Here is a 20992-nt window from a genome sequence, read left to right as displayed (position 1 = left end):
CGCTGCAGGCGCGTGCGCAATACGTGCTGTCTGCAGCGTAGTTTTCGCGCGCTGCTGCGCTGCCATGGAAAAAAGGCAGGCCGCGAGCGCGCGCGGGGCTTGTATCTAGCTCGCGCAATGCCCCGCGCGGCGACGTAGCCGCAGATTGACCAGGTGCGTGCTGGCCAGCAGCAGGCTGCCGGTCACCGTGATCGGGGTTTCCAGTGTGCCGCCGGCCACCCCGCTTGCGCCGAGCACCAGGCCGGTCAGTCCGAATGCCGCCAATGCCCACACCGGCGCGGGCAGTGCGTGTCGGCGATGGCTGCTCCACAGCGCGTAGCCGCTGAGCGGCACGGCGGCGGTGGCGAACACCACATGCACCCATTCGGCCCGGCTCCAGGCGCCTAGCAGCGGGAGTACGGCGGCCAGCAGCGGCAGGGCCAGACAGTGCAGCAGACACAGGCTGGACAGCGCGATAGCCGAGCGATCCAGCACAGAAGCGGTAACGCGCATGGAGCATGTCCTGTCGAGGAAGTGTTATATAGTAACACTTCACTCCAGCCAGGCTCTCAGGATGTCCCTGTCCCCCAAGCGCGATTCACGTCTTCCCGTCACCGTGCTGTCCGGCTTCCTCGGTGCCGGCAAAACCACCTTGCTCAACCGCATCCTGCATAACCGCGACGGCCTGCGCGTGGCGGTGATCGTCAACGACATGAGCGAGGTCAACATCGACGCGCAGCTGGTGCGCGACGGCGGCGCGGCCTTGCGACGCACCGAAGAGACGCTGGTGGAATTCAGCAACGGCTGCATCTGCTGCACGCTGCGCGACGACCTGTTGCAGGAAGTGCGGCGGCTGGCCGAGCAGAAGCGCTACGACTATCTGTTGATCGAATCGACCGGCATCGCCGAGCCGATGCCGGTGGCGGCCACCTTCGCGGTGCGCGATGCCGATGGCTTCAGCCTGTCGGACATCGCCCGGCTCGACACCATGGTGACGGTGGTGGACGGCAGCCGCTTTCTGCAGGATTTCGGCTCGGCCGCCACGCTGGCCGAGCTTGGCCAGCAAGCCGGCCCGGACGATACGCGCGGGCTGGTGCAGTTGCTGGGCGAACAAGTGGAGTTCGCCGACGTGCTGGTGATCAGCAAATGCGACCGTATCGATGCGCAGCAACTGATGCGGCTGCGCGCGGTACTGCGTGCGCTCAATCGCGAAGCGGCGATTGTGGACGCCACGCATGGCGAGGTACCGCTGCGTACCTTGCTCGATACCGGGCGCTTCGATTTCACCCGTGCGCAGCTGGCGCCGGGCTGGATGCAGGAACTGCGCGGCCAGCACACGCCGGAGACCGAGGAATACGGCATCAGCAGTTTCGTGTATCGCGCACGCCGGCCGTTTCACCCGCAGCGCTTCGCACGCATGGTGCAAAGCGGTCTGACGCAGGTGATTCGCAGCAAGGGCTTTTTCTGGCTGGCCAGCCGCATGGATTGGGTGGGTGAGTTGTCCAGCGTGGGCGGTGCCACGCAAACCAATGCCGCCGGCTTCTGGTTTGCTGCACGCCATCGCGTGGATGCACACGCGATCGGCGAGCCGCTGCAGACCAGCATCACCCCGCTGCCGTACACCGACATCGGCTGGCAACGTCAGCAGGCCGACTGCTGGACTGCGCCCTTGCCGCAATTGCACGAAGTAGGCGATGCCAGCGAATACGCCGCGATGCAGCGGCTATGGCATCCGCTGTGGGGCGACCGCCGCCAGGAGCTGGCGGTGATCGGCGTGGACATGGATGCGCCGGGCACGCGCGCTGCGCTGGACGCGTGCCTGCTCAGCGATCACGAACTGCGCCAGGGCCCGGCGCAATGGCAACTGCTAGACGATCCGTTTCCGCATTGGGAGCGTTGAAGCGACTTGGTCATACTGCCAAAGTCAGCCCGCCGGCAGACCGTATGTTATCGGCTACACGCTGTGCAAAACCTTTTGTGGCGTGCAGGATGCAAACCACATGGGCGCCTATTGCTGGCGGCATCTGCGCTGACCGCGTGGCTGCAGGGGCGTGCCGAGTTTCGACTCTCACAAATAACCATTGTCGATTGCCTCTTGATGATCGTTACGTTCTATGTCGTAGGACCGCTTACGCTCTTGCGCTGTGGTTGGCATCAATGACATCTGTCGCGGCGCTCCAATTTTATGCAGATGGTTGTCTGTTTGCTCGGTGATATTCTTCAGAGAAACCAGATTCTTGTAGCCCTGCATCATGCGTCGAAGACGCGCTATCCCGGGGGAGGGCATGGCGCCTTCTTCAAGGGACTCCAGGTACCGCTCGGCGAGCGCATAATTCTTCTTTAACATATCGCCATCGATGTTTTTATTGATGAACTCCCATAACTTGGCGCTGTTGAAGTTCACCGCGACTGCGTTGTCTTTGACCCATGACTTGGCGCTGTTGAAGGGAAGAGTGATGGGTTTCGGTGCAGGAATGTCTTCAACTGGTGCGAGCGCGGCCAATAATGTTTCGAGCTGAGGAACGCGGCCTTGCGATAGTGTGGGTGCGACCGGTACGAGCTGTGGTGTTGGCACGGTATGCTGCGGATGCTGGCTCTTATCACGGCGCACATTGTTGGAAGATGCCAGTTGCACTTTCCCCGCTTCCTTCAGGGCAAGCATGTTCTGGTAACCCTGCATCAGGCGCTTCAGTTGGCGCATCTTAGCAGGCGGTGCGCCGCTTTCCTCCAGACTGTCAAGGCGCCGCGCTGCGCGCGTGTAATATTTTTTCAGCACCTCTTCGTCAACAAACTGGAGTTCTTTCTCAAGCGATTTCAACTCGCGCTGATTATGTTCCCTGGCAAACTGCGGTATCGCGCCGGTCGTGGCGTGTGGTGCAGAGATGTCTTGCATCGGTGCGAGTGCGGCCAACAGTGCATTGAGCTCGCTGTCGCGGACTTCATTGCGCTTGGCGAGCAGCGCATAACGCTGCTCTATCACCTGCTCTTCTGCTGGCGTTGCATCGCGATCCTCAACAAACAGCTGTTTGCTGATCTCGTTGTAGCGTTTGTTAATTTCCGCAAAATCCTGAGTCAAGCGGCGTAGCGAGGGTTGCCGTTCCATGCGGGCGCGCGGAGAGGCCACTGTCGACGACGCTGGCTCTACTGCAGGCGGCACAGATCGCGCACTCCCCGCGTTGTGTCGCGGCTTCGGCTGCTGCGGGGTTTCGCGATGCCTTGCGTTGGAAATGGGCCCTTGCAATCCGTGTTCGGTGCGAGGTTGCCGCTGCTGTGCCTGCTGCACATGCCCGGGTCCGGGCATGACCGGCGATGTCGCCTGTGGCGGAGAAGCTATCGGGATAGGTGCCTGCCTGATCGGACCTGGCCGCGGTATCGAGGCAGTCCGCTGTGGTTCCTGCCCTATGACGCGCGCCGGCCCGGCGGCCTGTGGAGCAGGCTGCTGCTGGCGTGCATCGACAACGGGCTGCGCGCCATGCCTTTGCGGTGGGCGAGCTGGCGTGGCCATCGGCGTCACGTAAGGCCTGGGCGCAGCTGAGGTGCGCGTTGGCCGTAGCGCTGAGGAACTCATGTGCATTGACGGCAGCTGCTTGCGCAAGGACTCGAATGATTTGTGCGCGGACGCAAGAAAGGCTTGAGTAGATGTTTTCGCCGTGCCCTGCGGTTTGCTGCGCTTGTGCGTTTGAGGCAGCGGATGCTGCGTGGTCGTCTCAATGTGCTTTGTGGTGGTGGTCGAGGCGGGGCTGAGCGGTTCTGGAGCAATCTGACTGCGGCTGCTCGAAAACAGTTTCAGGCGCATGACGAACTCCTGTCGGTCGTATGTGCACACAGTAGCGACCGCCTCCGATGGCGTGATGCAGGCTGCGAACCGGCGTCGCGCAAGCCGAAATGTCACTCTCAATCGATGTGCACGCCGCAGGCGATCGCCGCGCTTGCAGGTGCCGTCCTCCGCTCGGCATCAAGCTATCCAACAACGTGCTCATGCATGTCCGTCGCCTTGCTTCCGCTGTTGGCAGACTTCCTTCAGGTCATTTATCGGAGCCGACAGTCCTAGCCACCAGGGTGCGGTAGCGTTGCATGAGCCGTTGCAGTTTCAGGAGCCGCTCGCACGGCACAGCGCTTTCCTGCAAGCCATCCAGCTGCGCTTCGGCATGCCTGAAGACCTCGGCCAGGCAGGTCGAGCGAGCCATCGCGTTCAATGCCAGCGATCGCACGTGAACGCGCTGTATCGCATCGTTGTGCGCATTCGTCAGCAGGTCGGCTGTCGTGGTCGGGGCATCCACTTGCTCCAACGGTGCAAGTGCCTGCAGCAGAAACTCCAATTGACTGTCGCGTACCTGATTGCGCCGCGCCAATAGACGATTGCGTTGATCGAGTACGCGTTGTTCCTGCGGCATCGCCTGGCGCTCCTCAAGAAACAAGCGCGTGGTGATGGCGTGGTATTGCGTATTGAGTTGTATCAGACGGCGGTTCATGCCTTGCAACAGCGACCGCATCCCAGCGCGCGGCAATCGTGCAGCGCCTGGCGGTGATGCGTGGGACGCAACACCAGCCAAGCACGGCGATGATGGAAACCAGGCCTGCGCTGCCTGTTGCTGCGTCCGTTGAAGCGTGCAGGCAGGTGCTTGCTCCTGTCGTGCGGCAGCCGCATGCCGCAAATTTACGCCGCCAGCCGCCGCAGGCAGCCTGCGCGGTTGGGCAAACAGCCGCGACGTGCCTGAGCCGGAGGCACCGGTTGCATCTGCGGCAGCGCTCGTTGCCTGCTGTTCTTTCAACCAGGGATTCAGCCGCATGACCCACTCCAACCGGACGACAAGCCCTGTGTGTGGTCACTACGGTATCGAGCTTGTTTTACCGAACCCGGTACGCTGCGAACAAACGGCCCACTAACCGAACGGCTGATGTTTTCAAGCGGTGTACATGCCCCATGCAATGGCGGCGATCGCCGGGACCGCCAGCAGCAGACCCACGCGTACGCGTGTACCAAGACGCTCCTTGAACCCGAGCGCGCCCACCAGCACGCCAAGGACGACCACGCCGATGTTCATGCTCGCAAAGACCGTAGCGGGGCTGTGCGGCAATGCTTGATGGGCGCGCACATAGCAAAAGATGTTGCCGAAATTGAGCATGCCCAGCAGCACGCCGGCCACGACGTTGCGGCCGTCCATCCGCACGCCGCGTGTCCAGCGCAGCCCCTGCAGCAGCGACATCAGGACGAAGGCGATGGCGAAGCACAGCGTCAGCGAGGTCAGCGACGACGTACCGGCCTGCGCGATGGTCTTGAGCAACAGATCGATCAGTGCAAAGCCCATCCACACACCCAGTAGCCACAGCCACGCAGCCGGTGGAGCCGGCGCAGCGCAGTCGCGCGGATCTGCGCGTTGCACGATGCATACGATGGCCAGCAGGCCCATGCCCAGTCCAGTCAGCTTCCATCCGTTGAACGGCTCGCCGAACAGGGTGAAAGCCGCCGCCAACGACAGCAGCAACGACAAACGTTGTGCCATCTCGGTACGCACGATGCCGGCGGTGGTCACGGCGCGCGCCAGCACCATGAAGATCGACGGCAGCGCAACCGAAAGCGCCAGCAATGCTGCCCACGGTGTGGACGGCGCATGCAGCGTGTCCAGCGCAGGATCCAGCAACAGCCACGCCAGGACGGCAGCGGTGGCGTAGTTCCAGGTGATGGTCTGGGCAGCATCCAGGCGATAGCGCGGCACCAACTTGAGAAGCACCGACACCAGGACACTGCAGACAACGGCAAACAGCAGGAAATACATAGGCAACGCAACGAAGTGTGCAGGCAGGGCGATGAACGCGGCCGGCGGGGCGGCTATTATGAGGGCATGTCCAATCTCCCATTCCCCACCGAATCGGCTGCGTTGACGTTGGAGGGGCCGGTCGGACCGCTCGATATCGCGGTCGATCTGCCCGAGCCGGACGTCGCTGTGCAACCGGTCACCGCCATCGTCTGCCATCCGCTCTCCACCGAGGGCGGCAGCATGCACAACAAGGTCGTCACCATGGCCGCGCGCGCGTTGCGCGAGCTGGGCATCACCGTGGTGCGCTTCAATTTCCGCAGTGTCGGCAGCTCGGCCGGCAGCTTCGATCATGGCGACGGCGAGCAGGACGATCTGCGCGCGGTGGCCGCGTGGGTGCGCAGCCAGCGCCCGGGCGACACGTTGTGGCTGGCCGGTTTCAGCTTTGGCGCCTACGTGTCGTTGCGCGCTGCCGGCTCGCTCGAACCGCAGGTGCTGATCTCGATCGCGCCGCCGGCCGGGCGCTGGGATTTCAGCGACATGCAGCCGCCTGCGCACTGGTTGGTGATTCAGGGCGATGCCGATGAAATCGTCGACCCGCAGGCGGTTTACGACTGGCTGGACACGTTGGAGCAGCAACCCGAGCTGGTGCGCATGCCCGACACCAGCCACTTCTTCCACCGCAAATTGATCGACCTGCGCGGTGCGATCCAGCATGGTGTCCGGCGCTGGTTGCCGGCCGCAGTCTGACCGCGGCATGGCCCACGCATAGGCGTATCGCTCTGCGATGCGCCGTTAAGCGGGCTTGGCAGCAGCCGGCCCGCGGAGAACACGATGACTGAGATGACCCCGTCGCAGCGCTACGCCGCCGGCGTACAACGCGGCGACTGGCGCGCCGATCCAGCGCAGCAGGCGGCGTTGGCGGAGCTGGACCGTATCCACGAGGCCTTGGTGGACAGCGCGCAGGATGGCTGGCTGGACCGGCTGTCGGCCTTCTGGAAAAAGCCCGAGCCGGTGCGCGGCCTGTATTTCTGGGGTGGGGTGGGGCGCGGCAAGACCTTCCTGGTCGACCTGTTCTACGACGGCCTACCGATCAAGCAGAAATACCGCACGCATTTCCACAGGTTCATGCGCGGCGTGCACGAGCAATTGCGCGAGCACGCCGGGCAAAGCGACCCGTTGGCCAAGATCGCCCAGCAGTGGCGCGAGAATCTGCGCGTGCTGGTGCTGGACGAATTCTTCGTCACTGACATCGGCGATGCGATGTTGCTGGCGCGCTTGCTGGAACGTTTGTTCGCCGAAGGTGTGACCCTGGTGACCACCTCCAACACCGCGCCGGAAAACCTCTATGCCAATGGCTTGCAGCGCGACAGCTTCATGCCGGCGATCGGCTTGCTGCAGAAGTTCTGCGTCGAGCTGTATGCCGAAGGCACCGAGGATTACCGCATGCGCGCATTGACGCGTTCGCCGGTGTACCGCGCGCCGCTGGATGCGCAGGCCGATGAGTGGCTCAGCCAGCGCTGGAGCGAATTGAGCGGAAATGCCGAGGCACGTGGCGGCAATATCGAAATCGAAGCGCGCAAGATTGCGGTGCGCGCACGCGGCAAGAGCATCGCCTGGTTCGACTTTGCCGCGCTATGCGAAGGCCCGCGCGGCCCGGGCGACTACATCGAGATCGCGCGCGAATTCACCACGGTGCTGCTGGGTGGCATTCCGCATTTCGACCGCATGAACGAGGACGCGGCGCGCCGTTTCGTCAATCTGATCGACGAGCTGTACGACCGCCACGTCAATCTGGTCTGCACCGCGCAGGACGCGCCGCCCGCGTTGTACAGCGGCCAGCGCCTGGCCGGCGCCTTCGAGCGCACCGCCTCGCGTTTGATCGAGATGCAGAGCGCCGAATATCTGGCCACTGCGCATCGGGCATAACATGCAGACGCGTCCTGGCCCCGGATTCCACAGGATTGTTGTCAGCGATTCGGACTGCGGCCTGGGCCAGTTTGGCGGCGGTGCATGGCTGGACGATGTAGCGCTATGGCCAACAGACCCATCGACTGGTCAGCCGATGCTGCCCATCGTCATGCTCACCGCGTTGTTTTTGCCGACTCCCTATCTGCCCGACGACATGGCGATGACTGTCTTTGCATCGATCGAGCGGTCTGGCGATGGCGACAACCGAGCATCGCTGCGCAGGCTCGCCGTCAATCAGCAAAGCGAATTCGACAAGACTGCGCTGGGGCATAGCAAGGTGCTGCTGCATCGACATGCGACACAGGAGGTGTGCGTCGGTGACAGTGCGCTGTTGCTCGGGCGTCACTGCGTTGGTCTGCAGCCGTTCGATGACGTCGACACGGCCGAAGAGCTGGAAGATGAGGACAACGGCGCAGGGATGAGCAAACAACTCGGCCGACCGTGCTGGTTGCAGGACCCAATCCATACGAGTCCACGCTATTACTTTCTTGCCCAGTTCGTCGAGTCGGAACTGCGCCGGATGGATCCCGGCTATGACGGCATCTTCGGTGATGGCACCGGCTATCTGTTTGCAGACCAGCGTGCCAAGAAACTGGGCGAAGGCGATGCGGCGGGGCATTTCTTTATCCAGTTCACCTGAGTCGCTAAGCAGTGCGATTGCAAGCGTGCGTATTGCAGCCACTTATCTTGGCGAGCTAAGTCCATTCAGAAATATCGCTTGCAATTAAATAGTGCACTATGTAAATTGCAGCCATGGACACCGCTACAGCCACTACCGCCCGGACCAACGCGCTGCTGCAGCTCGACAACCAGCTGTGCTTTGCGCTGTATTCGGCCAACCTGGCGATGCACAAGCTCTACCGCGGGCTGCTGAAGGCGCTGGACCTGACCTATCCGCAGTACCTGGTGATGCTGGTGCTGTGGGAGACCGACGGGCGCAGCGTGTCGGAGATCGGCGAGCGCCTGTACCTGGACTCGGCCACGCTGACGCCGCTGCTCAAGCGCTTGCAGGCCGCCGGTTTGGTCACCCGCACGCGCGCCGTCAGCGACGAGCGTCAGGTGATCATCGGGCTGACCGACGCCGGTCGCGCCTTGCGCGGCAAGGCGGGCGCGGTGCCGGAGCAGGTGTTCTGTGCGTCGGCGTGTTCGTTGGACGAACTGCGTCAACTCAAGCAGGAACTGGAAAAGCTACGCTCCAGCCTCGGCAAGGCGTGAGTCGATCCACCCGTGCCTACGTTCTTGATTTACATGTCGCACACGATTCAATCGTCAACGATTCAACCACATCCTGCGCCGAGCGCGCTCACTCTGGAGAACCACCATGGCCTCACCTGAAAAGATCCTCTACACCGCCCACGCCACCGCGACCGGCGGCCGCGAAGGCCGCGCCGTGTCCTCGGACAAGGCGCTGGACGCCAAGCTGTCCACCCCGCGCGAGCTGGGCGGCGCTGGCGGCGACGGCACCAACCCGGAGCAGCTGTTCGCTGCCGGTTATGCGGCCTGCTTCATCGGCGCGATGAAGGCCGTTGCAGGTCAGGACAAGCTCAAGCTGCCGGGCGAAGTGAGCATCGACAGCAGCGTCGGTATCGGCCAGATTCCGGGTGGCTTCGGTATTGCGGTGGAGTTGCGCATCGCGGTGCCGGGCATGGACAAGGCCGAACTGCAGGCGCTGGTCGACAAGGCCCACCAGGTCTGCCCGTACTCCAACGCCACGCGCGGCAACATCGACGTCACCCTGACCCTGGCCTGATCCACGCCAGTGCTGCCGCGCATGTCGCGTAGCAGTGTCAGAAGCGGCCCGGCGCATGCGTCGGGCCGCGTTCGTTTGGACGTGCTGGCGATGCCCGCAGCCGCGCGGCACACTACGGTGATGACAGTGCTTGTTTCGCCGGTGCCGACCGGACTCTTCTGCGCATGAGCGCGACGCGTCCCACCTTGTTGCTGCTGCCGGGCCTGCTCAACGATGCGCAGCTGTGGCACGCGCAGCGCGTGGCATTGGCCGACGTTGCCGAGTGCATGGTCGGCGATATCACCCAGGGCGAGAGCATGCGCGCGCTGGCGACGCAGGTGCTGGCGCAGATGCCGCCGCGTTTCGCATTGGCCGGTTTCTCGTTGGGCGGCTATGTGGCGCAGGAAATCTTGCGCATCGCGCCCGAGCGTGTGGAGCGCCTGGCCTTGCTGGATACCTCCGCACGTGCCGATTCGCCCGAGCGTGTTGCGCAACGGCGCGCGCAGGAAGCGAGCGTGCGTGGCGGAAAGACGTTTCTTGGATTCGGCGAACGGCTGATGCGACATTACGTGCATCCATCGCGCTGGCAGGACGCGGCCTTGCTGGAACGCGTGCGCGGCATGACCCAGCGCCTGGGCGTGGAGGTGTTCGTGCGCCAGAACCGGCTGGAGCGGGAAGATGGTCGCGCGTTGCTACGCGCCTACACCGGCCCGCTGCTGGTGCTGTGCGGCCAGGACGATACGATCACCCCGCCTGCGTTGCACGAGGAAATGGCTGCGCTCGCCGTGCAGGCGCAGTTGGTGCAAGTGCCTGCGTGTGGCCATCTGTCGCCATTGGAGCAGCCGCAGGCGGTATCGGATGCGCTGCGGGAATGGCTGCTGGCCTGATACGCGCTCTCAGTGGGCAGCCGTCACAATCACGCTGTTGGAAGCCGGCGCATCGTCTTGCTCGTTTTGCTGATGCGTCTTGAGCTCCAGCATCTGCAAGCGCTCGCCTTGAAAGCGATAGTCCAGTGCCTGTTGCACCGCGTACAACGCTTCTACCTGTGTGCATAAGGTGTGCGCTTGCGCCTCCAGCGCTTCGCTGCGTGCCTGCATCTGTTGTTCCATCCGCGCGTCCAATTGCTCCCCGCGGCGCTCCAGCTGCGCGGTGCGCCCGGTCATCACTGTCCACATCACGCTGCGGGTCAGGCCGCCGGCCAACTCTTCTGCGGCCTGTTCGACGTTGGCTTCGAAGTGTTCGTCGAACAATTCCTGCTCCCAGCGCCCGCGCCCCAGGGTGGTATCGACCTGCGCAAGTGCGGTGACGCGCAGCCGCTCCACCTTGCGCTCCTGGCGCGTGCTGCCGGTGAGCATCTGCACCACGCCGGCCAGCGCATCGAAGGTGATGTCGACCACCGACCGGGCAATGTCGGCCACTGCCGGCATCAGCGTGCGGGCGCCGTACTCGATGTCGCGCAGACGTTGCGCGTCTGCAGCGCTGACCGGTTGCGGTTGGCGATCCACGTTGAGCTCGCCACCGTGGAAAAAGATCTCGCGCGGCACGCCCTGTTTGCGGCGTAGCCAGATGCCACCGCTGTCGGCCAGTACGTCGTAGGACGTACGGACCTCGCACTGCTGCGAAGACACCTGCGGTTTGGCGGTTTCGGCCTGCGCGCTACAGGCCGCCAGCAATAACAGCGGCGCGAGAAAGGCAGTGGGGCGCATGGCGGCGGCCTGGGAATCGGAGGACCCCAGCATTACGCGTGGCGATGCGCACCGCCATGGGCAGGAAGTCAGGGTGCCGCACCCCTTTATCCGAACAAACGGCAACTGCAAAAGCGTGAAACGAGTCGAGCACCTGCACGCTGACATCTTTTTAGCGGCTGGCTCACTTGACTCTCACGGTGTATGGTGTGAATTATGTTGCACAGCAGCATCGGAGCTCCGCAATGCTCGACTCACGCATCGAAAAGGTTGATCTGGCGCTGACCGAGATCGCCCAGAATCCATCGGAAAAGGTGGCGCTGTGGCAATGGGCTTGCCGCGAGATGTTGCACGAGACGCTGATCGGCATGCACCAGCTCTCGCATCTGGCCGGCATCGCACGGCAGGTGGCCAACGACTGGCGCGAACCGGTGGATGTGATCGCTCCGGCAAAGCCCTATCTGGCTGCCTCGGCGTTGGCCGATCGGCGTTTGCCGCAGGTGCTGGATGGCCTGGGCAGCACGCACGACGACAACGACCGCGCCAATCTGTGGCGGCTGCGGTATGCCAGCCTGATCGCTGCCACCCTGCAAGGCATGCAGGCATTGGCCGAGAAACATCGCATCGATCGCCAGGCGATGGCGATGGGGCAGCCGAACTAAGCGTTTATTGCGGCACTGCGTGGCTGAGCGGCTGCGCAGGTGTTCGCGGCGTCGCTTCAATGCCGAACGGCCGCCTCTTCCATATGCCGCCAGGCATGCCGCACGATCCAGCGCGCCTCATCCCAGGGCACCGACAGCATCGGTTGATAGTGGTAAAAGCCGTCCTGCAAGACGCGGTAGAGCTGCGCCTCGGTAGCGCGCGGGTAAGCTAGATAAATGTCGTAGCCGAGCTTAAGCAGCCGGGCATAGTCGGCAAAATCGTAGCCGCCCAGATGGCCTTCTGCGTGGACATCGCGCCAATAGGCGATCTCTGCGTCGAGGTTGACGACGCGGCGGGTCAAGACGGATGCGGTGTGCATGGGTAGGACTCCGTTGTCGAGACTTACCCCCCTGTGGCTGGCACCGTAGCAGCGCCTGTCACGTGCAACCAGCACGCGACGACGAGCGGTCGTCGCGGCTGTTATGCCCCCTATCGGGCGATGCCGATACGAGAAAAAACCGAGAACTCAATCCCAGTCGGGTGCGATCGCCTTCGGATTGGCCAGGCGCTGACCGCGGTCGAGTGCGGCAATCTCGCTCATGTCCTGCTCGCTCAGCTGCAACGACTGCGCCTTGAGATTGCTTGCAAGGTTTTCGCGCTTGGTCGAGGACGGAATCACCGAATACCCCTGCTGCAACGCCCAGGCCAAGGTCACCTGTGCCGGTGTGGCGTCGTGGCGCGCGGCAATCGCCTGGATCACCGGATCCTTCAACACCTCGCCGACCGCCAGCGTCATGTACGAGGTGACATGGATGCCTTGCTCGCGCAGGAACGCGATCAGCGCGCGGTTCTGCAGGTAGGGATGCACTTCGATCTGGTTGGTGGCGATGGCATCGGCGCCCAGGATCTCGATGGCCTGTTTGATCAGTGCGATGGTGAAGTTGGATACACCGATTGCGCGGGTCAGGCCCTGCTGCCTGGCCTGGGCCAGCGCTTCCAGATACTCGCGCATCGGCACCTGATCTTTCGGCGAGGGCCAGTGAATCAGGGTGAGATCGACATGCTCGGTGCCGAGCTTGCGCAGGCTTTCCTGCAGGCTCGGCAGCAAGGCATCGCGGCCGAACTTGTCGACCCAGATCTTGGTGGTCAGATACAGCTGATCGCGCGGCACGTTGGAGGCGGCAATGGCCTGGCCGACCTGTTCTTCGTTGTCGTAGATCTGCGCGGTATCGACGGCGCGGTAGCCCAACTCCAGTGCATTGCGCACCGAGTCGATGACGATCTGGTCCTTGAGACGAAAGGTGCCGAGGCCGAATGCGGGGACTGTCATGGTGTTCCTTTGGTAACGGGATTCGGGAATGGGGATTTGTAAGAAGTGAAGTGTTCGGGGCGCTGTGAGCTGAGCTAGTCGAGCGCGACGACGGCCTTGCCGAAGTTTTCGCCACGTAGCAGGCTGATCAGGCCTTGCGGTGCGCTGTGCAGGCCGTGCAGCACGTGCTCGCGATACTGAATCTGGTCTTCGCGCAGCCACTGGCCCATTTCGCGCAGGAACGCGGGCATCAGGCGAATGAAATCGTGCTGGATGAAGCCGCGCACGGTCAGTCGTTTGCGCAGCACCTGACCCATGAACTCCGGCAGACGGTCCGGCCCCGGCAGCGCCTGGCCACGGCTGTTGTAGGTGGCGATCACGCCGCACACCGGGATGCGTGCGAACGCGTTCAACTGCGGCAACACCGCGTCGAACACCTTGCCGCCGACGTTTTCGAAATAGACGTCGATACCGTCCGGCGTGGCGGTGCGCAACTGCTCGGCAAAGTCGTCGGCGCGGTGGTCCAGTGCCACATCCACGCGCAACGTCTCGCGCAGGTAACGCACCTTTTCTTCGCCGCCGGCAATGGCCACCACGCGCAACCCTTGCAGGCGTGCCAGCTGCGCCACGGTGGCGCCGACCGGGCCGCTGGCGGCCGCAACCACCAGGGTCTCGCCCGCCTGCGGCTTGCCGATTTCATGCAGACCGGCATAGGCGGTGAAGCCGGGCATGCCGTACACACCGAGCGCGGTGCTCAGCGGCAAGGCATCGTCCTTGGGCAGCTTGCGCAATGGCGTGTCAGGGGTGAACAGGCTATGCGTTTGCCAGCCGCCCGACAGCACCAGCAGATCGCCGGGTTGATAGTCGGGATGATGCGATTCGAGCACTTCGCCCACGGTGCCGCCTTCCATCACCGCATCGATCTCCACCGGTGCGGCGTAGGACGGGCCTTCGTCCATGCGTCCACGCATGTACGGGTCGAGCGAGAGAAAGCGATTGCGCACCAGAATCTGTTCGTGCCCGGTGGGCGGCAAGGCGACCTCTTCCAGGCGGAAGTTGTCGGCGCTTGGCTCGCCGTGCGGGCGTGAGGCCAGCACGATGCGGCGGTTGGTGATCGATGTCATGCGGAATTCCTCGCGGAAAGGACCACGCGTGCGCGGTCGAGGGAGCACAGCCGCACGGCGGCTGCGCGAGGGAGTGCGTGCGATGGGTTACATGCGCTGTAGAGGCGAAGCGTCAAGCAGCTTCGGAAGGATCCGGCGCGCTTGCGCTATCCAGCTGCGCAATCTGATCGGCGCTCAGCGACACGCGCGCTGCCGCCAGTACGTCGTGTAGCTGGGTCACGCTGGTGGCACTGACGATCGGTGCGCTCAGGCCCGGCCGCGCGATCAACCAGGCCAATGCGATCTGCGCGGGCGTGGCGGTGTGCGTGGCGGCCAGATCGTCCAGCGCCTGCAGGATGCGCAAGCCACGCGGATTGACGTACTGCTTGACCACCGACGCACCGCGCGCGCTGCTCTTGCTGGCATCGTCTGCACTGCGGTACTTGCCGGTGAGAAAGCCGCTGGCCAGCGAGTAATAACTGATCACACCCACCTCGCGCTCGCGTACCAGCGGTTCCAGCTCGGCTTCGTAACCGACGCGGTCGTAGAGATTGTATTCCGGCTGCAGGCTTTCGTAGCGCGGCAACGTGTACTGCTCGGAAATATCCAGTGCATCGCGCAGGCGTGCGGCGCTGTAGTTGGAGGCGCCAATCGCGCGCACCTTGCCTTGTTCGATCAAGCGGCCAAATGCGGCCAGCGTGGCTTCCAGCGGAACCGATTCGTCGTCTGCGTGGGCCTGATATAGATCGATCACATCGGTCTGCAGACGCGTGAGCGAATCCTCCACAGCTGCGGCGATGTTTTCCGGCGACAAGCCCGGATGCTCGCTCCACTTGCCCACCTTGGTGGCGATCAACACTTTGTCGCGCTTGCCACTGCGTGCGAGCCAGCGCCCGATGATGGTTTCCGATTCGCCGCCGTGGTTGCCAGGCACCCAGCCGGAGTAGGCATCGGCGGTATCGATCAGATTGAAACCGGCGTCGACGAAGGCATCGAGCAGCGCAAACGAGGTTGCTTCATCGGCGCTCCAGCCGAACACATTGCCGCCGAACACGATCGGTTGAATCTGCAGGCCGGAGCGGCCCAGCGCGCGGGAGTGAGTCATGGTGAAAGCTCCTGATTCGAAACTGCCGAACAGGATAGTCATGCACGCCGGCGTTGCGTGTGACACCAACGTGGATTCAGCGTTCCGCCCATCTGCTGCAATGCCTCACAGAATTTGAACATGTGGTGCGTCGCGCGCAGTGCAGCATGCGAAGTCCTGCACATGGCAGGCTCCAAATCGCATGCTAGGCTCGCGCTACTTTTTCCCGTAAAGGGCGCTGTGATGATCCGCAACAAGCTGGTGTGTGCATGTGTGGTGGGGATGGCAGTGGCGATGAGCGCGCCGCTGGCAATGGCAATCAAACCGGCCGATAGCGCAACCCTGCCGGCGCCCGATGCGGCGCTGCAGGCGGCCATCGACGGCAACTGGCGCGACCGTGTGTATGTGCAGCGCGACGTGTATCGCCATCCGGGTCAGACGCTGGCGTTCTTCGGCATCAAGCCGACCCAGACCGTTATCGAGATCACACCGGGCGGCGGCTGGTATTCGGAAATTCTGGCGCCGTATCTGCGCGAAAAGGGCAAGTACGTAGCAGCAGTGGTCGACCCGGCGGCGGTCCCGGAAGGCCGTGGCCGCGACTCCGCGCAGCGCGGGCGCGACGAGCTAGAAAAGAAGTTCCAGGCCAAGCCGCAGGTGTATGGCAAGCCCGCGTTCGTGTCGTACGTGCCGAAGACGCCCTCGTTTGGCGTGGACAATTCGGCCGACCTGGTGCTGACCTTCCGCAACGTGCACAACTGGCGCATGGCCGGTAATGCCGAGGCGATGTTCAGTGGCTTCTACAAGGTGCTCAAGCCCGGCGGCGTCCTCGGTGTGGTGGAGCATCGTGCCAAGGCCGATGTGCCGGCGGACGACAAGAGCGGTTACGTGGGCCAGGCGCAGTTGATTGCGATGGCCGAAGCGGCCGGTTTCAAGCTGGCCGGCAAGAGCGAGGTCAACGCCAACCCGCGCGACACCAAGGACTATGCCGGTGGCGTGTGGACGTTGCCGCCGAGCAACAGCCACGACAAGGCCGACGATGCCAAGTACAAGGCGATCGGCGAGAGCGACCGCATGACCTTGAAGTTCGTCAAGCAGTGAGGCAGTGCCTGCATGCCGGCGCGCAGTGCGCGTTCGGCATGCAGGTGTTTGCATACCGCCAACCAACGCATGACGCTACGCACGCGCATTGCGTCCTGCTTGCGCTGTGCATCGCTCTGACGCAACAGGATTGGCATGTTGGTGTTGTTGAATAAACCTTATGGCGTGCTGTCGCAATTCAGCGACCGCTCGCAGCCGCCCAAACGGACACTGGCCGAATTCGGCTTGCCTGCCGACGTGTATGCGGCCGGCCGTCTGGATCACGACAGCGAAGGCTTGCTGCTCCTGACCGACGATGGCGCATTGGCGCACCGCTTGACCGACCCGCGCCACAAACAACCCAAGACCTACTGGGTGCAGGTGGAAGGTACGCCTGCGCCTTCGCAGTTGCAGGCCTTGCGCGATGGCGTGGTGCTCAACGATGGCCCGACCCGTCCGGCCAAGGTGCGCAGCATCGATCCGTCACCGCAGGTGTGGCCGCGCGATCCGCCGGTACGCGTGCGCAAGGCCGTGCCCGACGCATGGCTGGAACTGCAGATCACCGAGGGCCGTAACCGTCAGGTGCGGCGCATGACCGCGTCGGTTGGCCTACCCACCTTGCGTCTGATCCGCGTGGCGATTGGTGACTGGACGTTGGACACTCTGGCGCCTGGGCAGTGGCGCGCGGACGAAACCCATCACGCGCGGCCAAGCCGGACGCGACGCTGAGTTGTCTGCTTTCTCAGCGTTCGTTCCGTGCACAGCAGCGAGGCACAACAACGCACCGCGACCTAGGGCCGCGATGCGTGCGTTCAAGGGCAACTGACAGCAGCAATCGACACAACCACCGTGCGACACATGCGCGCTCGCAGCGCCTTGTCAGCCGCACGCAGCCTCAATAATCGAAGCTCACGCTCACCCGCAACGAACGCGGTGCCTGCCGCACATTGGCCGCCCCGTACAGCGGATTCGGTTGCCCGGGTTCCAGTTCCGAATACGGATAGCGCCACAACGCGGTCTGGGTATTGAACACGTTGAACACATCCAGATTGAAACCGAGCTTGCCGTTGCCAAAACCAGGGCGATAGGCCATGCCCAGATCCAGTTGCGTCATCGTCGGCAGGCGGCCCTGGCTGCCCGGAGGCGCAGGTTGGCCCTGGTAGTAGTGGTAGGCGATGCCGTAGCCGGCCGGGTCGGTTTGATCGGCGCCATACGAGCCGAGCGGGCTGAACGGTGCGCCGGTCACCACGGCCAGGTTGGCCGACACCAGCCACTGCGGGGTGATCTGGTAATACCCATACAGCTTGAGCTGGTGGGTGTGGTCGTTGCTCTGCGGGCCGTTGGTATGCTCCATCAGCTGCGCGTAATCCCAGGCCTGCGATGTGGCCACCGCGGTCTGGCCGATGTTGGAAAGCAGCTGGCCTTCGGTGGTGCCGTAGCTGCGCGAGAAGGTGTAGTCGGCCTTGGCGTACCAGCGGCTGTCGAAGGGATGTTCCAGCGACAGGTTGAGCGCGTAGTAGTTGCGCTTGAAGGCCGGCATGCCGAGCTCGGCGTTGCTCAGCGGCACGCTGACGTAGTTGCCGCCGGTATCGACCAGGGTGAAGGTGTTGGCCTTGCCCGGATTGATCAGCCAGCAGCTGACCGGATTGCTCTGCTTGGTGACGTCGTAGCCCAGCGCATCGGACTTGGCCAATACTGCATCGATATCGCAGTAATCATCTACGCCACTGCGCAATAAACGGTAGGTTGCCTTGGCGCCGTACACCCAGCTGTCGCCGAGCGTCTTGGAAAAGCCCAGGATGAATTCGTCCTGGAACGAGGGCTTGATGCCGGAGGTCGCCACGGTCTTGGGGTCTGGCAGGATCCCGTAATTGTTGTTGGACGAGACCGGGTCGGAGAACTGGGTCAGATCGGTGGGATAGCCGTTGGCATCGATGCCGCCATAGGTGTAATACGTCGACGTCGCCAAAGTGGCACCGGCCGCGTTGAAGGCCGGATTCAGCGGCAGTGCCAGGTAGTAACGCCCCGCATTGCCGAACACCTTGAAACGCCCGTCGCCATCGACGTCCCAGCTGAAGCCCAGACGCGGCGCCCATTGCCCGCTGGACTGCTTGATGTAGGCATCGCCATCGCGGTTGAAGTTGGTGAACTGATCCAGCCGCAAGCCAAGATTGAGCAACAGCCGGTCGCTGACTTGCCAGTTGTCTTCGATGTATTGCGCGCGTTGCGCCGAGCGCACCGAGGCCAGCGAACTGGAGACATAGCGACGCACGTAATAGCCGTCTTCGCCATTGACGATGCCGCCAGTGGCCGGCACGCCCAGGCCGGTACTGATCGGCACATTCGGATTGGACTGGCCGTAAATCCAGTAATACCCATCGCCGGAGGACACCGAGCCGCGATTGAGGGCGCGTGCATTCTGGTTGTCGATCCCGACGGTGATCGAGTGATGGCCGATGACGTAATTCAGATCCAGCCGCAAATTGTCGCTGCGGTTGCCGCGATCCGGATCGACCAGCGATGAGGTGGTCTGCGCATTGGTGATCGTGTTGCCGCCATTGAGCGCGGGATTCTGCAGCGAGGCATTGGACAGAAACGTCAGCGAGCTGTCATAGGCAGGATTGCCGATGTAGTCGTCGGATTTCATCTTGCCGTACAGCGCGCTGACGGTGAGGCGGTCGGTGAGATAACCGGTGTATTTGGCGCTCCACAGATTGCCGCCGGTCTTGGTGGTGTCGTCCTGGCCACGCAGGCTGCCGCGACTCAACGCGTCGTAATCGTAGTTGTAGATGCTGCCGCGATACACGTTGCGGCTGGAGGCGCCGGTGAGTTCCAGCAGGTGGTTGTCGGTGATGTTCCAATCCAGCTTGCCGTACCAGCGCGGGCGGTCGTATCGATAGCTGGTGTCGGCATTGGTGTCTTCCACGCTGTCCAGTTCGCGGCCCTGGCGGCGCTCCAGTTCATAGGAGCCGAACAGGAACAGCTTGTCCTGGATCAACGGGCCGCCGGCATACACGCTTTGGGTGGACACCCATTGGCGGTCCTGATTGTCGGGGCGATACAGCGCGCCATTGGCTGGGTAGCGCACATCGTCCTTGTCCGCGCGCGCAGACGCCGGCTCCCACAACGCCTGTCCACCAAAGTGCCAGTCGTTGGTGCCGCGCTTGCCCACTGCATTGATCACGCCGCCATCGGAGCGGCCGTACTTGGCGCTGTAGCCGCCGGTATAGACCTCCAGCTGATCGATGCTGCCGTAGGGCAGGGTCAGGCCGCCCAGGCCACGCAGCGGATCGGTGGTGTTGAAGCCGTTGATGTAATAGGCGTTCTCCGCAGCCGAAGAACCGCCGAAGCTCACCAACTGCTCGCCGCTCGGGCCGCTATAGGTGCCGCTGCCACTGTTGCCGACCACGCCCGGTGCCAGCTGCGCGATCGCCTCGGCCGAACGGCCAAGCGGCAACCGCTGCAATTGCTCGGCAGTGATGACGGTGCGCGAATCCACGGTGGTGACATCGATCGCGGCTGCCGCACGATCGGCGGTGACGCTGACGCCATCCAGTTGTGTCACCGCGCCGAACGACACATCGGTGGTGGTGCCCACGGTCAGCGTCACTGCCTCGCGTGTATTCAACACGTTTCCGGCGGCATCCTTGGCCACGACCGAGTAAGTGCCCAACGGCAACTGGCCCAAGGCGTAGCGGCCGCGTGCATCGACGTCCACTTCGCGGGTGAGGCCGGTATCGCTACGCACCACAACGCGGCTGGCCGAGGCAGGGGCCTGGCCGGCGATGCTGCCGGTGGTGGATTGAGCCAGGGCCAACGGTGAGGCAGTGGCAAGCAGGAGCGCCAACGCGAGTGCGCTGGGCCGGAAGATGGGAGAGCGAGCGGTCATGAACAATCACTTCTGGATGTGGGGAGGTGGGAGCACCCCGCAAGCGCGCAATTGCGACGCCGATCTCGGTGTGGCTCCCCGCGGACATTAATCACCGCCGAGCCCGCTATTCAGAAATGGAGTGTGGTTATGTCGCTACGCCAAATGGCTATGGTGATTGCGGTGGTGTGTCACGCGGTGACATCAATGCACCGCGATGGACTGCATCCCACAAACGACAACGCCACGGCGCAGGGCCGTGGCGTTGTCTGATTTACCTGGCGAGATGGCTTATTCGATGCCGTCGCTCGGGGTCACTGCACCGCGACGCTGGTAGGCCGCGCGACGTGCGCTGGCGTTGCCGGCGTTTTCGCGATCGAAACGATGCACGTTGCCGCCGAGCACCTGCTGATCACGCTGGCGCTTGCGATACACCGCATAGCCGATCAGGCCGAGGCCGGCGACGGCCGCTGCCACGGTGATGGCAGGGTTGCGCTTGACCGCCTTGCTGACGACCTTGCCGCCGGTACGCACGGCACCCAGCGCGGCGCCGGTCTTGAGCCATTCGCTGGCACCCGGGCTGAAATGACGCAGGCTGCTGCCCGCGTTGCGTGCCTTGTCACCCGCGTCGGACGCGGCGTGACGCAGATGGTCGCCGGCAGTGCCAGCCAGTTCCAGGGCACGCTCCAGGGCGCGTTCGGTGATCACAGTCAGCTTGCTCATTGGAGGCGTTTCCTTTCTGAGTACGTGGGCCGCAGTGTGTGGGCTGGTGCGTATAGACCGTGTTAG

21 protein-coding genes are annotated in these 20992 nt (G+C 63.4%); 10 read left to right on the top strand and 11 right to left on the bottom strand.

Going from position 1 to position 20992, the window contains the following annotated elements; translation table 11 throughout:
- Positions 1-105 precede the first annotated feature (105 nt).
- Positions 106-492 (bottom strand): MerC domain-containing protein, encoded by a 387-nt coding sequence (locus AC1KVG_RS06410; protein WP_006450081.1) that lies wholly within the window; start codon positions 490-492, stop codon positions 106-108.
- Positions 493-553: 61 nt separating this feature from the next.
- Between AC1KVG_RS06410 and AC1KVG_RS06405 the strand changes: the two genes are divergently transcribed.
- Positions 554-1879, top strand: coding sequence for a GTP-binding protein (locus AC1KVG_RS06405; protein ID WP_481093830.1), 1326 nt, complete (start codon positions 554-556; stop codon positions 1877-1879).
- Positions 1880-2047: 168 nt separating this feature from the next.
- Here AC1KVG_RS06405 and AC1KVG_RS06400 read toward each other — a convergent pair whose 3' ends face one another.
- The 3 genes from AC1KVG_RS06400 to AC1KVG_RS06390 all read right to left on the bottom strand — a co-directional run bounded on the left by AC1KVG_RS06400 (position 2048) and on the right by AC1KVG_RS06390 (position 5756).
- Positions 2048-3775 carry a hypothetical protein gene (locus AC1KVG_RS06400; RefSeq protein WP_481093829.1) on the bottom strand — a complete coding sequence of 576 codons (1728 nt, stop codon included), beginning with the start codon at positions 3773-3775 and terminating at the stop codon, positions 2048-2050.
- Positions 3776-4004: 229 nt separating this feature from the next.
- Positions 4005-4451: a hypothetical protein gene (locus AC1KVG_RS06395; RefSeq protein ID WP_481093828.1), complete on the bottom strand. Its 447-nt coding sequence runs from the start codon at positions 4449-4451 to the stop codon at positions 4005-4007.
- Positions 4452-4883: 432 nt separating this feature from the next.
- Positions 4884-5756 (bottom strand): hypothetical protein, encoded by an 873-nt coding sequence (locus AC1KVG_RS06390; RefSeq protein WP_481093827.1) that lies wholly within the window; start codon positions 5754-5756, stop codon positions 4884-4886.
- A gap of 66 nt (positions 5757-5822) precedes the next feature.
- Between AC1KVG_RS06390 and AC1KVG_RS06385 the strand changes: the two genes are divergently transcribed.
- From AC1KVG_RS06385 to AC1KVG_RS06360, 6 genes are all read left to right on the top strand, one after another.
- Positions 5823-6485 (top strand): alpha/beta hydrolase, encoded by a 663-nt coding sequence (locus AC1KVG_RS06385; RefSeq protein WP_043889641.1) that lies wholly within the window; start codon positions 5823-5825, stop codon positions 6483-6485.
- Positions 6486-6569: 84 nt separating this feature from the next.
- Entirely contained in the window at positions 6570-7664 is a 1095-nt protein-coding gene (zapE, locus tag AC1KVG_RS06380; RefSeq protein ID WP_006450075.1) for a cell division protein ZapE, read from the top strand.
- Positions 7665-7815: 151 nt separating this feature from the next.
- Entirely contained in the window at positions 7816-8346 is a 531-nt protein-coding gene (locus tag AC1KVG_RS06375; RefSeq protein WP_481093826.1) for a hypothetical protein, read from the top strand.
- Positions 8347-8459: 113 nt separating this feature from the next.
- Positions 8460-8921 (top strand): MarR family winged helix-turn-helix transcriptional regulator, encoded by a 462-nt coding sequence (locus AC1KVG_RS06370; RefSeq protein ID WP_481093825.1) that lies wholly within the window; start codon positions 8460-8462, stop codon positions 8919-8921.
- Between the two features lie 106 nt (positions 8922-9027).
- On the top strand, positions 9028-9456 hold the full coding sequence (locus AC1KVG_RS06365; protein ID WP_023902199.1) for an organic hydroperoxide resistance protein: 429 nt from the start codon (positions 9028-9030) through the stop codon (positions 9454-9456).
- A 164-nt stretch (positions 9457-9620) separates the two neighbouring features.
- Positions 9621-10322 (top strand): alpha/beta fold hydrolase, encoded by a 702-nt coding sequence (locus AC1KVG_RS06360; RefSeq protein WP_481093824.1) that lies wholly within the window; start codon positions 9621-9623, stop codon positions 10320-10322.
- 9 nt (positions 10323-10331) lie between these two features.
- On the opposite strand, the gene AC1KVG_RS06355 is transcribed toward AC1KVG_RS06360, so the two are convergent.
- Entirely contained in the window at positions 10332-11141 is an 810-nt protein-coding gene (locus AC1KVG_RS06355; RefSeq protein WP_481093823.1) for a DUF2884 family protein, read from the bottom strand.
- A 224-nt stretch (positions 11142-11365) separates the two neighbouring features.
- Here AC1KVG_RS06355 and AC1KVG_RS06350 point away from each other — a divergent pair, with 224 nt between their 5' ends.
- Positions 11366-11782: a hypothetical protein gene (locus AC1KVG_RS06350; RefSeq protein WP_481093822.1), complete on the top strand. Its 417-nt coding sequence runs from the start codon at positions 11366-11368 to the stop codon at positions 11780-11782.
- Positions 11783-11838: 56 nt separating this feature from the next.
- Here the strand turns inward: AC1KVG_RS06350 and AC1KVG_RS06345 are convergent, their stop codons facing one another.
- The 4 genes from AC1KVG_RS06345 to AC1KVG_RS06330 all read right to left on the bottom strand — a co-directional run bounded on the left by AC1KVG_RS06345 (position 11839) and on the right by AC1KVG_RS06330 (position 15279).
- A complete protein-coding gene (locus AC1KVG_RS06345) occupies positions 11839-12141 on the bottom strand; it encodes a hypothetical protein (protein WP_023902203.1) in 303 nt (100 codons plus the stop codon).
- A 147-nt stretch (positions 12142-12288) separates the two neighbouring features.
- The gene (dkgB, locus tag AC1KVG_RS06340) at positions 12289-13092 is read right to left on the bottom strand and encodes a 2,5-didehydrogluconate reductase DkgB (RefSeq protein ID WP_481093821.1); all 804 of its coding nucleotides are present in this window, start codon (positions 13090-13092) and stop codon (positions 12289-12291) included.
- A gap of 74 nt (positions 13093-13166) precedes the next feature.
- Positions 13167-14195, bottom strand: coding sequence for an NADP-dependent oxidoreductase (locus tag AC1KVG_RS06335; RefSeq protein WP_481093820.1), 1029 nt, complete (start codon positions 14193-14195; stop codon positions 13167-13169).
- 112 nt (positions 14196-14307) lie between these two features.
- Positions 14308-15279, bottom strand: a complete 972-nt coding sequence (locus tag AC1KVG_RS06330) for an aldo/keto reductase (RefSeq protein ID WP_481093819.1) — start codon at positions 15277-15279, stop codon at positions 14308-14310.
- Positions 15280-15501: 222 nt separating this feature from the next.
- Between AC1KVG_RS06330 and AC1KVG_RS06325 the strand changes: the two genes are divergently transcribed.
- Both AC1KVG_RS06325 and AC1KVG_RS06320 read left to right on the top strand, forming a co-directional pair.
- Positions 15502-16356, top strand: a complete 855-nt coding sequence (locus AC1KVG_RS06325) for a class I SAM-dependent methyltransferase (RefSeq protein ID WP_043908307.1) — start codon at positions 15502-15504, stop codon at positions 16354-16356.
- A 135-nt stretch (positions 16357-16491) separates the two neighbouring features.
- Positions 16492-17064: a pseudouridine synthase gene (locus AC1KVG_RS06320; protein WP_481093818.1), complete on the top strand. Its 573-nt coding sequence runs from the start codon at positions 16492-16494 to the stop codon at positions 17062-17064.
- A gap of 166 nt (positions 17065-17230) precedes the next feature.
- On the opposite strand, the gene AC1KVG_RS06315 is transcribed toward AC1KVG_RS06320, so the two are convergent.
- Both AC1KVG_RS06315 and AC1KVG_RS06310 read right to left on the bottom strand, forming a co-directional pair.
- Positions 17231-20224 (bottom strand): TonB-dependent receptor, encoded by a 2994-nt coding sequence (locus AC1KVG_RS06315; protein ID WP_481093817.1) that lies wholly within the window; start codon positions 20222-20224, stop codon positions 17231-17233.
- Positions 20225-20494: 270 nt separating this feature from the next.
- Positions 20495-20926, bottom strand: coding sequence for a hypothetical protein (locus AC1KVG_RS06310; protein WP_168958566.1), 432 nt, complete (start codon positions 20924-20926; stop codon positions 20495-20497).
- Positions 20927-20992: the final 66 nt, after the last annotated feature.

Source organism: Xanthomonas sp. NCPPB 3959 (assembly GCF_056675575.1).
The sequence above is the reverse complement of the archived record's forward strand: the minus strand, read 5'-3'. Positions and strand labels throughout refer to the sequence as shown.